Annotated in this window: 25 protein-coding genes; all 25 read right to left on the bottom strand. The window is 33.8% G+C overall.

What is annotated here, in order from left to right; translation table 11 throughout:
• Positions 1-39: 39 nt before the first annotated feature.
• From ACICQD_RS04125 to rplD, 25 genes are read right to left on the bottom strand one after another with little or no spacing between them, the layout of a single operon-like run.
• Positions 40-390 carry a YraN family protein gene (locus tag ACICQD_RS04125; protein ID WP_012673177.1) on the bottom strand — a complete coding sequence of 117 codons (351 nt, stop codon included), beginning with the start codon at positions 388-390 and terminating at the stop codon, positions 40-42.
• 23 nt (positions 391-413) lie between these two features.
• Positions 414-842: a 50S ribosomal protein L17 gene (gene rplQ / locus ACICQD_RS04120; RefSeq protein WP_007550873.1), complete on the bottom strand. Its 429-nt coding sequence runs from the start codon at positions 840-842 to the stop codon at positions 414-416.
• Positions 843-849: 7 nt separating this feature from the next.
• Entirely contained in the window at positions 850-1,917 is a 1,068-nt protein-coding gene (locus ACICQD_RS04115; protein WP_012673178.1) for a DNA-directed RNA polymerase subunit alpha, read from the bottom strand.
• A 21-nt stretch (positions 1,918-1,938) separates the two neighbouring features.
• A complete protein-coding gene (rpsK, locus tag ACICQD_RS04110; protein ID WP_015589137.1) occupies positions 1,939-2,325 on the bottom strand; it encodes a 30S ribosomal protein S11 in 387 nt (128 codons plus the stop codon).
• 24 nt (positions 2,326-2,349) lie between these two features.
• A complete protein-coding gene (rpsM, locus tag ACICQD_RS04105) occupies positions 2,350-2,718 on the bottom strand; it encodes a 30S ribosomal protein S13 (protein ID WP_010962745.1) in 369 nt (122 codons plus the stop codon).
• A 59-nt stretch (positions 2,719-2,777) separates the two neighbouring features.
• Positions 2,778-3,419 (bottom strand): adenylate kinase family protein, encoded by a 642-nt coding sequence (locus ACICQD_RS04100; protein ID WP_007550178.1) that lies wholly within the window; start codon positions 3,417-3,419, stop codon positions 2,778-2,780.
• Positions 3,416-4,744 carry a preprotein translocase subunit SecY gene (gene secY, locus ACICQD_RS04095; RefSeq protein WP_010962747.1) on the bottom strand — a complete coding sequence of 443 codons (1,329 nt, stop codon included), beginning with the start codon at positions 4,742-4,744 and terminating at the stop codon, positions 3,416-3,418. The genes ACICQD_RS04100 and secY overlap by 4 nt, the downstream gene beginning before the upstream one ends.
• Before the next feature lie 3 nt (positions 4,745-4,747).
• Positions 4,748-5,218: a 50S ribosomal protein L15 gene (gene rplO / locus ACICQD_RS04090; protein WP_006279863.1), complete on the bottom strand. Its 471-nt coding sequence runs from the start codon at positions 5,216-5,218 to the stop codon at positions 4,748-4,750.
• A 3-nt stretch (positions 5,219-5,221) separates the two neighbouring features.
• Positions 5,222-5,734 carry a 30S ribosomal protein S5 gene (gene rpsE / locus ACICQD_RS04085; RefSeq protein WP_010962748.1) on the bottom strand — a complete coding sequence of 171 codons (513 nt, stop codon included), beginning with the start codon at positions 5,732-5,734 and terminating at the stop codon, positions 5,222-5,224.
• A 12-nt stretch (positions 5,735-5,746) separates the two neighbouring features.
• Positions 5,747-6,118 carry a 50S ribosomal protein L18 gene (gene rplR, locus ACICQD_RS04080; protein WP_006279867.1) on the bottom strand — a complete coding sequence of 124 codons (372 nt, stop codon included), beginning with the start codon at positions 6,116-6,118 and terminating at the stop codon, positions 5,747-5,749.
• A 5-nt stretch (positions 6,119-6,123) separates the two neighbouring features.
• Entirely contained in the window at positions 6,124-6,669 is a 546-nt protein-coding gene (rplF, locus tag ACICQD_RS04075) for a 50S ribosomal protein L6 (protein ID WP_007551152.1), read from the bottom strand.
• 16 nt (positions 6,670-6,685) lie between these two features.
• Positions 6,686-7,081 (bottom strand): 30S ribosomal protein S8, encoded by a 396-nt coding sequence (rpsH, locus tag ACICQD_RS04070; RefSeq protein ID WP_007551150.1) that lies wholly within the window; start codon positions 7,079-7,081, stop codon positions 6,686-6,688.
• 21 nt (positions 7,082-7,102) lie between these two features.
• Positions 7,103-7,411, bottom strand: coding sequence for a 30S ribosomal protein S14 (rpsN, locus tag ACICQD_RS04065; protein ID WP_006279345.1), 309 nt, complete (start codon positions 7,409-7,411; stop codon positions 7,103-7,105).
• A gap of 16 nt (positions 7,412-7,427) precedes the next feature.
• A complete protein-coding gene (rplE, locus tag ACICQD_RS04060) occupies positions 7,428-7,961 on the bottom strand; it encodes a 50S ribosomal protein L5 (protein ID WP_010962750.1) in 534 nt (177 codons plus the stop codon).
• A 6-nt stretch (positions 7,962-7,967) separates the two neighbouring features.
• Positions 7,968-8,285, bottom strand: coding sequence for a 50S ribosomal protein L24 (rplX, locus tag ACICQD_RS04055; RefSeq protein WP_006279347.1), 318 nt, complete (start codon positions 8,283-8,285; stop codon positions 7,968-7,970).
• Positions 8,285-8,644, bottom strand: coding sequence for a 50S ribosomal protein L14 (rplN, locus tag ACICQD_RS04050; protein ID WP_006279348.1), 360 nt, complete (start codon positions 8,642-8,644; stop codon positions 8,285-8,287). Before rplN ends, rplX begins: the two co-directional genes overlap by 1 nt.
• Positions 8,645-8,657: 13 nt before the next feature.
• Positions 8,658-8,894 carry a 30S ribosomal protein S17 gene (rpsQ, locus tag ACICQD_RS04045; protein ID WP_007549925.1) on the bottom strand — a complete coding sequence of 79 codons (237 nt, stop codon included), beginning with the start codon at positions 8,892-8,894 and terminating at the stop codon, positions 8,658-8,660.
• Positions 8,887-9,090 (bottom strand): 50S ribosomal protein L29, encoded by a 204-nt coding sequence (rpmC, locus tag ACICQD_RS04040; protein WP_006279350.1) that lies wholly within the window; start codon positions 9,088-9,090, stop codon positions 8,887-8,889. The genes rpsQ and rpmC overlap by 8 nt, the downstream gene beginning before the upstream one ends.
• A gap of 11 nt (positions 9,091-9,101) precedes the next feature.
• Positions 9,102-9,515 carry a 50S ribosomal protein L16 gene (rplP, locus tag ACICQD_RS04035; RefSeq protein ID WP_010962752.1) on the bottom strand — a complete coding sequence of 138 codons (414 nt, stop codon included), beginning with the start codon at positions 9,513-9,515 and terminating at the stop codon, positions 9,102-9,104.
• Positions 9,516-9,529: 14 nt separating this feature from the next.
• The gene (gene rpsC, locus ACICQD_RS04030) at positions 9,530-10,144 is read right to left on the bottom strand and encodes a 30S ribosomal protein S3 (protein WP_010962753.1); all 615 of its coding nucleotides are present in this window, start codon (positions 10,142-10,144) and stop codon (positions 9,530-9,532) included.
• 39 nt (positions 10,145-10,183) lie between these two features.
• The gene (gene rplV, locus ACICQD_RS04025; RefSeq protein ID WP_007549821.1) at positions 10,184-10,531 is read right to left on the bottom strand and encodes a 50S ribosomal protein L22; all 348 of its coding nucleotides are present in this window, start codon (positions 10,529-10,531) and stop codon (positions 10,184-10,186) included.
• Positions 10,532-10,536: 5 nt separating this feature from the next.
• Positions 10,537-10,821: a 30S ribosomal protein S19 gene (gene rpsS, locus ACICQD_RS04020; RefSeq protein WP_006279181.1), complete on the bottom strand. Its 285-nt coding sequence runs from the start codon at positions 10,819-10,821 to the stop codon at positions 10,537-10,539.
• A gap of 3 nt (positions 10,822-10,824) precedes the next feature.
• The gene (gene rplB, locus ACICQD_RS04015; RefSeq protein ID WP_015589143.1) at positions 10,825-11,649 is read right to left on the bottom strand and encodes a 50S ribosomal protein L2; all 825 of its coding nucleotides are present in this window, start codon (positions 11,647-11,649) and stop codon (positions 10,825-10,827) included.
• Position 11,650: 1 nt separating this feature from the next.
• The gene (locus ACICQD_RS04010) at positions 11,651-11,938 is read right to left on the bottom strand and encodes a 50S ribosomal protein L23 (protein ID WP_395461619.1); all 288 of its coding nucleotides are present in this window, start codon (positions 11,936-11,938) and stop codon (positions 11,651-11,653) included.
• On the bottom strand, positions 11,935-12,549 hold the full coding sequence (rplD, locus tag ACICQD_RS04005; RefSeq protein WP_012673183.1) for a 50S ribosomal protein L4: 615 nt from the start codon (positions 12,547-12,549) through the stop codon (positions 11,935-11,937). The genes ACICQD_RS04010 and rplD overlap by 4 nt, the downstream gene beginning before the upstream one ends.
• Between the last annotated feature and the right edge of the window lie 2 nt (positions 12,550-12,551).

Here is a 12,551-nt window from a genome sequence, read left to right as displayed (position 1 = left end):
TAAATCCAGTAAATCTAAATTAATTCAGCTACAAATCTTTCATTCTTCAATCCAAGCATTTTTTATATAAACAGGTCTTCTCTTTAAGGAAAGAAAATATAAATCATATCTGACTGAATAATCTAAAAAACTAAGGTTTTTACTTAAGAAATACTTAGAAGAATTTATAATAGACTGACATTGAAGATGAGATATCGGTATTTCTTTTCCAAGTAAACTTGTTTTAACTTCTATAAAAATCAGCTCCTTTTTTTTAGATACAATTAAGTCAATTTCACCGAACTTACAACGGTAACGGCGTTTTATAACATTATACCATTTCAGTTTTAAATATACTAAAACTAATAACTCGCCAAAGTAACCTACAAAGTAGCGTAACCTACTTACCACAAGAAGAACAATTATGATAACAATTAACTTTGTGTAACTACTTTGCCTCCTTCTTTATTTTTACTATAAACCTTACCTCTTGCTGCAATATCCCTATCAACCAGTTCTATCACTGCCATTGAAGCGCAATCACCCTTTCGAGTGCTAAATTTTATTATTCTAGAATACCCACCTTTACGATCTTGATAACGGCTGGCTAAGACGTTTAATAACTTATCAACTGCTAACTTACTATTATGAAGGCGTGAAAGCAAAAGTCTTCTACCATGTAAAGTATTCTTATTCTTAGCAATTGTAATAAACTTTTCGACATATGGACGAAGTTCCTTAGCTTTTGGTAAAGTAGTTACAATCTGCTCATGGTTAATTAATGAGATAGATAGATTCTTTAACGTCGATAATCTATGTTCAGTACAACGAGATAGTTTACGTTTTTTTATTCCATGTTTCATATATCACCTAATCTTCATCAGTATGTTGTTTAGCCAACTCATCTATATCCTTAGGTGGCCAGTTTAGCACATTCATACCCAAAGACAAGCCAAAATTAGTCAAAACTGCCTTAATCTCATTCAAAGACTTTCTGCCAAAATTAGCAGTTCTTAACATTTCACCTTCTGTCTTTTGTACAAGATCACCTATATAAGTGATGTTTTCGTTTTTCAGACAGTTATGAGACCTGACAGATAATTCCATTTCATCTACCTTACGCAATAAGACAGGGTCATAACCCAAATCTTTAGCACCACTAGACGAAGAAACCTGCGATTTTTTATAACTTACATCAGAACTAATAAAGGGCTGAAGTTGCTCCTGTAATATTCTTGCAGCAGAGTCAACAGCTTGACTCGGAGAAATTGTACCATCAGTTTCAATTGACAATATCAGCTTATCCTTATCAGTCACTTGGCCAACACGACTGTTCTCTACCCTGTACGAAACCCTGTTGACAGGGCTATACAAAGCATTAACTGGAATAAAACCAATTAAATCCTGTTCACTCATAAGCTTCAAAAGTTCATTTTCTTTATATTTAGTTACAGGAAGATAACCTTTTCCGCTAGCCACATATATGGTCATGTTAAGCTCCACATTTTGCCCCAGCGTACATATTAACAAATCTTTATTAACAATAGAGCATTGATCATCAGTTTCTATCATCCCAGCTAATACCTGGCAAGGCCCTTTAGCGTTTAAATTTAAGCATTTATTAGAAGCACCATTTAATTTACACCTCAACATACCCATATTTAATACTATATCAGTTACGTCTTCTCTCACCCCTTGAATTGAAGTGAACTCATGAGTTACACCTTCAATTTTTATTCCATAAACAGCACTACCTTTAAGAGAAGATAACATTACACGTCTTAATGCATTGCCTAATGTTAAAGCAAAACCACTTTCCAACGGTTCTAGCACTATATCACTTTTTTCACTTGAATCATCTGATATTACCTTAACTGAACTAGGTTTAATCAATTTATCTAAATTGCTACAGAGAGAAACATCATTATTATAATACATAAAACAACCTTTTCAAATATCCTATACTCTTCTTTTTTTTCTTAACCTGCACCCATTATGAGGAATTGCGGTTTTATCTGCAATTGAAGTCACAGTCAACCCACAGCTCTGAAGTGCTTTAACCGCAGCTTCGGTACCAAAGCCAGGGCCGCGAATTATTACAGAGACAACCTTCATACCAAATCTCTCCATTGCGTTCTTCGCAGCAGACTCCGCAGCCTTACCTGCAGCATAAGGTGTGGATTTTCTCGAACCTGAAAAACCACATGCACCCACAGAAGTTTGACATAGCGTATTACCATGAACATCAGTTACATTTACAAAAGTATTATTAAAAGTTGCACGAATATGGACAACACCAGTAATAAACTCCTTCTTACTCTTACTAACCGTTTTGACTTTTTTCATTAAAACTCACAATAATAATAAATTTTATTTTTTCCCAGCAATAGGCAACCGAGATCTACCTTTACGAGTCTTAGCATTAGTATGAGTCCTTTGCCCTCTCACAGGTAAACCTTTTCTATGTCTCACCCCTCTATAGCATCCCATTTCCACTAAAGATTTTATGTTCATAGCCACTTCTTTTCTGAGCTCACCTTCTATAACATAATTTTGTCTAATGAAACCGCTGATCTTTTCTATATCTTCATCTCGTAATTCTGAAACACGTTTGCGCTTATCAACTTCGCAAGCGTGACAAATTACATTCGCAGTAGCAATACCTATACCATATATATAAGTTAATGCAAAAGGAACACATTTCCTCACTGGAATATTTATGCCTGCAATACGTGCCACTGGTACCTCGATACTTTATTAATAACAACTCTTAATTTATACCATAAAACAACTCAGAGTCAAACCAAATTACAAGAAATTTTACTTTCAATCTCTTGCGTTACCTCATCAACACTCAAATTAGCGTCAATTGTTAATAATTTGCCTTTATAATACTCGCGTAAACCTTTCATTTGAAGGTGATATTCACTTATTCTCTTATTAATTGCAGACATATCAGCATCATCAATTCTTTTCTCTAACCTCGTACTTTTACATTTAGCACAAGTAGTACTCTTAAAAGAAGATACACTATATATGCTTTTACAGTCCAAACACGCGAGACGATTTTTTAACCTATCGATTGCAATATTATCGTCAAGCTGCAGCTCAACTACAATGTCAACATCCCTATTATATTTTTCTTGCAAAACTTGAGTCAAAAAATGAGCCTGGTTTAAATTTCTCGGAAAACCATCTAATAAGCAATTATCATCCACTAATGCAAGCTGGTCACGTAATAATCCACATATAATTTCATCTTGAATTAAATTACCAGATTCCACGGTACCCTTTATTTTTTTACCTAACTCACTACTGCTAGATATAATATTCCTTAATAAATCCCCTACTGAAATTAATTTTAAATTATATTTTGCTATTAACAAGCTTGACTGAGTACCTTTACCAGAACCTGGAGGACCAAAAATCGTAATGATCATCTTACTTTCCTCGTTTTAGACTCATATTTCTTTATCCAGTTGTCGTACCTATTTGAAAAAATATAAGATTGTATTTGCATAATAGTATCAGTAATAACGTTCACTATAATCAGTAAGCTCGTCCCACCAAAAATAAATGGTATATCATAATAATATCTCATAACTTCAGGTACAGTACATATGACTACCAAATACGCAGAGCCAATGAATGTCAACTTAAAAACTATATCTTGAAGGTAATCAGAAGTATGTTTCCCAGGCCTTCTACCAGGTATAAAACCACCATTTTTTTTAAGAAAATCTGCGTTTTCCTCTGGATTAAATATAAAATTGGTATAGAAAAAATTAAAAAATACTATCAGCACCAAATAGGCTACAATATATACTACTTTATTTGCCATAAAGTAATTCAAAATAAAATCAGAAAAAGCGTGCCCCTTATAGAAATTTGCAATTGAAATAGGTGTCAATAAAATTGCATTAGCAAAAATGGTTGGTACTACACCAGATAAATTAATCTTCAATGGAATATAAGTAAAATCGTCATTATGTAATCTTTTAAATTGCTTTTTAGGATGTTGAACAATAACCTTTCTATAAGAAGACTCTACAAAAATGACTAAGAGTAGCAGCAAAAAAAACAATACCAAAACAAAAAGGATAATAAATAACGATACGCTACCGTTTTTATTTAACGTTAACAAAGATGACAAAGCGCTGTGTAACTCTGATATTATACCCGTGAAAATGATTAATGAGATACCATTGCCTATACCGCTAGCGCTGATTCGTTCACCAAGCCATATTAAAAGCATAGTTCCACCTAAAAGGCTGAAAACACCTATTGTACGAAACATAACACCAGGTTCGATTACAACCAATACCCCTTCCCTATTCATCCCTTCCAATCCAACCAAAATTGGAATTGATTGAAATACACAAATTACTATGGTCAGATAGCGTATATAAGAATTCATCTTTCTACGGCCTGACTCTCCATCATTCTTAACTTCCTTCATTCCTTTAATCGCAGAAGAAAGTAACTGAATAATGATAGAAGCCATTATATATGGCATAACGTTCAATGCTAGAATTGTCATTCTAGCCAATGCACCACCAGAAAATAAATTAAATACTCCAAAAACGCCTGAGCCATCTTTGGGAAATATATCATTAATTACATCAAGATTAATTCCAGGAATAGGCACATAAGTACCCAAGCGATAGCAAATTAAAGCTATTAGCGTAAAAAATATACGCTTTAATAAATCGCCTTTATATAACAACGTAGGATCCAAGCTATTAAATGCTGATTTATTGCCCATGACTTACGATAGTATTTCCACACTACCACCAACTGAAGCTACAGATTTTTTTGCAGCTTCTGACGCAAAATCAACATGAAACACAAATTTTTCGCTCAACTTACCTTTATTAAGAAGTTTAATTTTATCCTTAATAGACTTTATAAAACCTAATTTATACAGCCTCTCCTTATCTATAACAGAGTCTTTCACTATTTTTTTAGCTTCCATTAAGCGCTGTATATCGCCAACATTAATTATAGAGTATATGCTCCTACGTATAGGCTTAAAACCTCTTTTAGGCAAACGAGTATATATAGACTGTTGTCCACCCTCAAAACCATTTATAGAAACTCCACTTCTAGCCTTCTGCCCTTTATGCCCTCTACCGGATGTTTTACCTTTACCACAACCGATACCTCTACCCAGCAACTTAGGCTTCTTTTTCTTAGATAATTTAGTAAATATAGAGTTTAATTTTACAGCATTATTCATACTTTACCTGTTTCCAACTATCTCGCTAATCTTTTTGCCTCTTTTGCTTGCTACCTGACGAGGAGATAACATACTATCAAAAGCCTTAAACACCGCACATATAACGTTATGAGGATTATTTGATCTAGTGGATTTAGCTACCACATCCTTTATACCTAACACCTCAAAAACTGATCTAATCGCTCCACCAGCAATAATACCTGTTCCGGCTCTTGCGGTTCTTAAAACTATCTCACCAGAACAAAATTTAGCTTTAATATCATGATGCAAAGTTCTACCTTCACGCAAGTACACTCTAATCATTGATTTCTTTGCAGCATTTACAGCTTTGACTCTTGCTTCAGCAACTTCTGCGTGCTTACCTATTCCACACCCTACCCTACCCTTCTCATCGCCAACAACAACCAAAATTGAAAATGAAAATCTTCTACCACCTTTGGTAACCGTTGTCACTCTTCGTACCGAAACTAAAAGCTCTGATAAATCATTATTATTTTGTAAATTCTTTATAGCCATATTCAAAACCTTCTAAAATTCAAATCCAGAACTTCTTAAAGCCTCAGCAAATTGAGAAACTAATCCTGTGTATTTATACGCTCCACGATCAAACGTAAGCTGCTGCTCTAATTTCATGCCAGACAGACGCTCAACCATTAAAGAAGAAACCTGTTTTATAGTTTCAGCGTTGACTTTCCCTTTACATACATCCTTAATTTTAGCATCCAAAGTAGAAGCTGAAGTGAGAGTTATTCCTTTTACATCATTAATTAACTGGACATAAAAATGCCTATTAGATTTAAATATGGATATACGTAAACGTTCAGCGCTCTTGTCAAGCTTCGCTCTATTACGTAACTTCCTTTTTTCAGAATTACTTAAAAAATTATACGATCTTTTCATTTTTATTACTTCTTTTTACTTACAACCTTACGCAGCATAAATTTGCCTTTTATTACAACACCCTTACCTTTATAAGGATCATATTTTCTAATTTTGCATATATCAGACGCCACCATATAGACCTTCTGCTTATCCATACCACTAACTACTAAGTGAGTTGGCTTTATGCACTTAATCTCAACATCTTTAGGCACTTTATATTTAACATTATGGCTATAACCAAGATATAAAGTCAAATACTTACCATCACACTCTGCCTTATATCCCACACCGTTAATCTCAAGATTAACAGAAAAACCATCAACCATGCCGTTAATGATATTATTAATATTACTCCTATAAGTGCCCCACATAGGCTTTATTTTATCATAATTATCTTTATCTTGATCAACAGAAAGCAATAGCTGATTATCAATAATCTGACACACAACATCCCTGATCAAGCTAACTTCCTTTTCAGCCTTAGCACTCTTTATTAACATACTACCATTATTATATTCAACTGAAACACCAGCAGGAATATTGATAGGAGCAGCACCTATACGAGACATGAATTTCTCCTATTATTTAAAACACACGACACAAAACTTCTCCACCAACCTTTAATTTATGTGCATTATAATCAGTCATCACTCCTTTGGGTGTCGATATAATAAAAATACCAAGACCATTATATGCTTTAGAAATGTCCTTATACTTAGAATAACGACGACAACCAGGCTTTGACACCCTAACTATGTCACTAATTACAGGTGACTTCTCATAATACTTCAATTTTACAATGAAAGAAGGTAAATTATCTACAACTTGCTTTTCATAATCAAGGATATACCCTTCCTCTTTTAAAATCTCCAATATAGAAGAATTCATCTTAGAAAATAGTACCCTTGTTGCCCTATGCATTGCCAATTGAGCATTACGTATCCTTGTTAAAAAATCACCAATACTATCAGATAACGCCACAATATACTCCTTATATTATATTTACCAACTAGACTTTGTAACTCCTGGAATTTGCCCAAAAGAACATAAATCACGCAAAACAATTCTACATAAACCAAATTTTCTATATACTCCTCTTGGTCTCCCAGTTAAAGCACACCTATTTCTAATTTTGGTTTTAGAAGAATTTCTAGGCAATTTTTTAATTAATTTATTTTGAGCTGTAAACCTTTCTACAATAGACAAATTCTTATTATTTATTATAGATTTCAATTTTTCTCTTTTTTCTTTATATTGATCGCACAACTTTATTCTGCGAAGATTTCTTTCTATCATAGATTTTTTTGCCATATATTTCTCCTCTCAATTAATCAAAAAAAGGAAATTTAAGAGCCAGTAATAATTCCTTTGCTTCCTTATCACTAACTGCACTTGTTATAATATTAATATCCATACCTCTAATTTTACTTATTTTATCATAGTCTATTTCTAAAAACGAGATATGTTCCTTTATACCAAAGGAAAAATTACCATTACCGTCAAATTGCTTCACACTAAATCCTCTAAAATCTTTTTCCCTTGGCAAAGCAATATATATCAATCTTTCTAAAAACTCATACATTTTATCTCTACGCAAAGTTACTTTGCAACCTACTGTAGCACCTTTTCTGATCTTGAAGCCAGAAATAGATTTTTTTGCAAAAGTTGATAAAGGCTTCTGCCCAGCAATCAAATATAGGCTATCAAGTGGTTCATTTATTGCTTTACTATCTGTAGCAGCATCTCCAACGCCCATATTGATACACACCTTGACAAGTTTAGGCACTTGCATTATATTGCCGTAATTAAACTTATCCTTCAAGGACTTTACTATGCTATCTTTATACAATTCTTTAAACATATCAACCTAATCTATCACTTCTCCAGAAACTTTTGCAAAACGCACTTTTCTACCGTCTATAACCTTAAACCCCACTCTAGTTGGAGTTTTATATTTAGGGTCCAATGTTGCAACGTTGGATATATCAATAGCTAACTCTTTATTTAATATACCACCACTACTACCAGCTTTTGGTTTAGTATGTCTCTTATGCACATTCACTCCAGAAACAATTACTTTCTTTTTAGCATCACGTGCTATAACTTTGATTACCTTACCAATTTTTCCCTTATCTTTACCAGTTAAAACTATAACGTCGTCACCACTTTTTATTTTAGCACTCATTATAAAACCTCAACAGCTAATGACATTATCTTCATAAAAGAACCAGATGATAACTTTTTTACCGGACCAAACACCCGAGTGCCAAGTGGTTCACCTTGATCGTTAATCAAAACTACAGCATTGCTAGAAAAACGAATTACAGAACCATCAGATTTCCTAATAGGGCTTTTCACCCTCACCACAACTGCTCTATATACTTTTCCCTTCTCAACTTTCCCTCTTGGAGTAATAGATTTAGTAGATACAATAACTGTGTCACCTATAGATGCAGACTTTCTACCACCCAATAAACCAATACAAAGCACTGCACGCGCGCCAGAATTATCAGCTACTTCCAACAATGTATTTTTTTGAATCATATAAATATCCTATTCAATGTGAGCTATTAACAATAACCCATTTTTTAGTAGTAGAAATAGGCTTGTGTTCTTGTATTAAAACCTTGTCCCCTTCTTTACAACTATTATTCTCATCATGTGCTGTATACTTCTTGTATTTTTTTATAACCTTTTTATACAGCTCATCCTTATACACTTGTAATACCGAAACCTTTACAGTCTTATCACACTTAGCCTTAGTTACAGTACCACAAAAAACCTTTTTAGGCATTCTTTTCCTCTCTTCTTCTTTTATTTAATGTAGTTAAAATACGAGCTATGCTCTTTCTTATTAAGCTAAAACGCGAAATATTGTTGCACTGGCCCAGCTTCTTTTGAAAAACCAAATTAACAAACTCTTTTCTCAAATTCACAAGAATTTCATGCAATTCTTGCGAGGACCTCGATTCAATGTCAGCTATATCCATTGCAACTCCATTTAATTATGATTAGATACAAATTTACACTTCATAGGAAGCTTAGCAGTTGCCTTTTCAAGCGCCAATCTTGCTAAATGCATGGGAACATCACTGCTAATTTCAAACAACATTCTACCGGGCTTAGCTTTAAATACCCAAAACTCAACACTACCTTTCCCTTTACCCATACGCACATCCGCCGGCTTTTTACTAACAGGGGTATCAGGAAAAATTCTTATCCACACTTTACCAGAGCGTTTTAATGTTCTAGATATTACACGCCTTGCAGTTTCAATATGCTTAGATTGAATCCTACCTGCTTCCATAGCCTTTAGACCATAATCTCCAAAAGATAATGTGCTACCACCTTTCGTGTTACCCTTAATTCGTCCTTTAAATACTTTTTTATATTTACTTTTTTTAGGAATAAACATTTCAATATACCTAATTAGTTACCAATATAAACCCAGACCTTAACTCCTATGATGCCATATATAGTTTTTGCTTCAGCAAAAGCATAATCTATATTAGCACGTAAAGTATGCAAAGGCAAACGGCCTTCTTTATACCACTCAGTACGAGCTATCTCAGCTCCGCCAAGGCGCCCAGAACAACTTACTTTAATACCTCTAGCACCCATCCTCAAACAACTTTGAATAGCTTTTTTCATCGCTCTTCTAAATGAAACCCTTTTTTCTAACTGCTGTGCAATGCTGTTTGATATTAAAACTGCATCTATTTCAGACCTTTTAACCCCTACTACATTCACTTCCACATTATTTTTTACTTTTTCAGCTATCTTTTGCTTTATCTTCTCAATATCCGAGCCTTTCTTACCTATTATCACTCCAGGTCTAGAAGAATGTATTATTACAGATACCAAATCGATCGTACGCTCTATAATTACTTTAGAAACACCAGCATGCTTAAAAGATTCATTTATATAACTGCGAATAGATAAATCTTGATGCAACCCTTGTTTATAACCCTTCTCAGCATACCAAATAGATGACCAAGTATTAATTATTTTTAACCTAAATCCTTTAGGATTAACGTTTCCCATATTTTTGCACTTTCCTTATTAATTTTCTATTTTTATGAATCATATAATTTCCCCCAATTTTACAGTTATATTACTATAACGTTTACTAACTCTATTAGCTCTACCCATAGCTTTTGGACATACCCTACGCAAAGTAAGAGACTTACCTATTAAAATTTCTTTTATATATAAATTATCGATATCCAATCCATAATTTTGAGCATTAGCAATCGCAGAATTTAATACCTTCCTTATAAGACCTGCAGCTTTCTTTTCACAAAATCTTAATTGCACAGTGGCAAAAGAAACTTTTTTATTACGTACTAAACCAGCAACCAAATTCAATTTACGAGGAGTTGATTTTAAAACCCTAGAACCAGCTTTAACTATTACATCTCTGTTTTTCATATCAATTACCTTCTTGTCGCCTTTTTATCACCACTATGCCCAGTAAATTTACGAGTGGGTGAAAACTCACCAAACTTATGACCTATCATATTCTGATCATTAACATTCACAGGAATGTAATCCTTACCATTATAAACAGCAAACTTTAAACCTAAACAATTAGGAAGAATTACAGAAGCCCTGGAATGAACTTTTATAGCCATGTTAACAAACCCCTTGTTTAAAGCATTATTCACCGACTTTAATATAGAAGGATGACAAAAAGGAGGCTTCCATGCAGATCTACTCATAAACTAACCTTTCAATTGTTTTATATACTTATCACTAGATTTATTTCTCCTTCGAGTTTTCTTTCCTTTTGTTGCAACACCCCAAGGAGTAACAGGATGACGACCACCAGAGGTTTTTCCTTCCCCGCCTCCATGAGGATGGTCAACCGGATTCATTGCAACTCCACGTACAGTAGGTCTAATCCCAAGCCACCTACTTCTCCCAGCTTTACCCAACTTTCTATTCTTATGGTCAGGGTTAGATACTACACCAATAGTAGCCTTGCAAGAAGATAAAATCAACCTAATTTGACCAGACCTGAGTCGTAATAAAACATATTGGCCATCACGACCAACGATTTGTGCATAACAACCAGCAGCTCTAGCAATCGCAGCACCATTACCTGGCTTCAGCTCAACATTATGAACGAAAGAACCAACAGGTATATGCTTGAGTAGTAAACAATTCCCTGGCAAAATATCAGCATCATTCCCAGCTGTAACAACATCACCTGGCTTCATACCTTGAGGAGCTAATATATAAGACTTAATATCATCTTCCTTATATGATATTAACGCCAAAAACCCACTTCTATTTGGGTCATACTCTATTTTTTCAACTATACCTTGACCACTTCTATTACGCTTAAAATCTATCACTCTATACTTCTTTTTGTGACCACCACCCCTATGACGAGTTGTAATTCTACCATGATTATTTCTTCCACCACTGGACTTTTTACCGGATGTAAGAGACTTTTCTGGCTCATCTTTTGATAAACCAACTTTACTTACTAACACAGTCCCACGAGAAGACGGAGTAACAGGATTAAAAAATTTCATACCCATACTAAACGCTCATTATATCTAATTTTTGACCATCCATCAAAGAAAAATAAACTTTCTTTTTCTGTTTTTCACAACCAACCACACCCCTAAAACGCCTATATTTAGGCTTAATTCTAACAACATTTATAGAAGAAATTTTAACATCAAATAGAAACTCTATTGCCAACTTTATTTGACGCTTATTTACATTTACAAAAACATACAAAGAATATTTATTAAACTTCTCCCTCAAAAAAGAGGCCTTTTCTGTAATTATAGGAGATTTTATTATATTATTATATTTGATCATAACAATCTACCTTCAAGATGCTTTAAAGTATCCTTTGTCAACATCACGCATTCGTGATTCAATATATCAAAAACATTTAACCCAATAGGTTTGATTAAGTCTACATAGTGCAAGTTTTTAGCCGCACGCAACAAATCATCTCCATAATCACCAACTATCAAAAAGGAAGAAAATTTAAAATTTTTAATACATTTACACATTTCAGACGTTTTCTTCACATCAATATTTAAATTATCCAGAATAATTACTTGATTATTTAAATACTTTAGAGATAAAGCAATTTTTAAACCAAATTTGCGTACCTTCTTATTAAGAGAATAAGTATGACTCCTCACAACAGGGCCGAAAATAATCCCACCACCTCTAAATTGAGGAGATCGCAAGCTCCCTTGTCTTGCCCTACCGGTACGTTTTTGACCATAAGGTTTAGCTGTTGTACCAGAGACATCACTAATACCTTTTGTTTTATGAGTACCAGCTCTTCTCTTCGCTAATTGCCATCTCACTATATCATGCAAAATACTCAATTTTTGCTTAGCAGAAAATATCAAAGGATTGAGCTGAGCAGTACCTACATTATCATTAGATAGATTAACTAAATTACATTCCATAA

Source organism: Wolbachia endosymbiont (group A) of Therophilus tumidulus, from assembly GCF_964277345.1.
GTDB lineage: Bacteria > Pseudomonadota > Alphaproteobacteria > Rickettsiales > Anaplasmataceae > Wolbachia > Wolbachia pipientis.
Note: the sequence above shows the minus strand (reverse complement) of the source record. Positions and strands in the feature narration are given on the sequence as shown.

Coding starts and splice junctions, on each gene's coding strand:
- rplQ (WP_007550873.1), bottom strand. CDS start 842: ATGAAACATGGAATAAAAAAACGTAAACTATCTCGTTGTACTGAACAT.
- ACICQD_RS04115 (WP_012673178.1), bottom strand. CDS start 1,917: ATGTATTATAATAATGATGTTTCTCTCTGTAGCAATTTAGATAAATTG.
- rpsK (WP_015589137.1), bottom strand. CDS start 2,325: ATGAAAAAAGTCAAAACGGTTAGTAAGAGTAAGAAGGAGTTTATTACT.
- ACICQD_RS04100 (WP_007550178.1), bottom strand. CDS start 3,419: ATGATCATTACGATTTTTGGTCCTCCAGGTTCTGGTAAAGGTACTCAG.
- secY (WP_010962747.1), bottom strand. CDS start 4,744: ATGGGCAATAAATCAGCATTTAATAGCTTGGATCCTACGTTGTTATAT.
- rplO (WP_006279863.1), bottom strand. CDS start 5,218: ATGAATAATGCTGTAAAATTAAACTCTATATTTACTAAATTATCTAAG.
- rpsE (WP_010962748.1), bottom strand. CDS start 5,734: ATGGCTATAAAGAATTTACAAAATAATAATGATTTATCAGAGCTTTTA.
- rplR (WP_006279867.1), bottom strand. CDS start 6,118: ATGAAAAGATCGTATAATTTTTTAAGTAATTCTGAAAAAAGGAAGTTA.
- rplF (WP_007551152.1), bottom strand. CDS start 6,669: ATGTCTCGTATAGGTGCTGCTCCTATCAATATTCCTGCTGGTGTTTCA.
- rpsN (WP_006279345.1), bottom strand. CDS start 7,411: ATGGCAAAAAAATCTATGATAGAAAGAAATCTTCGCAGAATAAAGTTG.
- rplE (WP_010962750.1), bottom strand. CDS start 7,961: ATGTTTAAAGAATTGTATAAAGATAGCATAGTAAAGTCCTTGAAGGAT.
- rplX (WP_006279347.1), bottom strand. CDS start 8,285: ATGAGTGCTAAAATAAAAAGTGGTGACGACGTTATAGTTTTAACTGGT.
- rplN (WP_006279348.1), bottom strand. CDS start 8,644: ATGATTCAAAAAAATACATTGTTGGAAGTAGCTGATAATTCTGGCGCG.
- rpsQ (WP_007549925.1), bottom strand. CDS start 8,894: ATGCCTAAAAAGGTTTTTTGTGGTACTGTAACTAAGGCTAAGTGTGAT.
- rpmC (WP_006279350.1), bottom strand. CDS start 9,090: ATGGATATAGCTGACATTGAATCGAGGTCCTCGCAAGAATTGCATGAA.
- rplP (WP_010962752.1), bottom strand. CDS start 9,515: ATGTTTATTCCTAAAAAAAGTAAATATAAAAAAGTATTTAAAGGACGA.
- rpsC (WP_010962753.1), bottom strand. CDS start 10,144: ATGGGAAACGTTAATCCTAAAGGATTTAGGTTAAAAATAATTAATACT.
- rplV (WP_007549821.1), bottom strand. CDS start 10,531: ATGAAAAACAGAGATGTAATAGTTAAAGCTGGTTCTAGGGTTTTAAAA.
- rpsS (WP_006279181.1), bottom strand. CDS start 10,821: ATGAGTAGATCTGCATGGAAGCCTCCTTTTTGTCATCCTTCTATATTA.
- rplB (WP_015589143.1), bottom strand. CDS start 11,649: ATGGGTATGAAATTTTTTAATCCTGTTACTCCGTCTTCTCGTGGGACT.
- ACICQD_RS04010 (WP_395461619.1), bottom strand. CDS start 11,938: ATGATCAAATATAATAATATAATAAAATCTCCTATAATTACAGAAAAG.
- rplD (WP_012673183.1), bottom strand. CDS start 12,549: ATGGAATGTAATTTAGTTAATCTATCTAATGATAATGTAGGTACTGCT.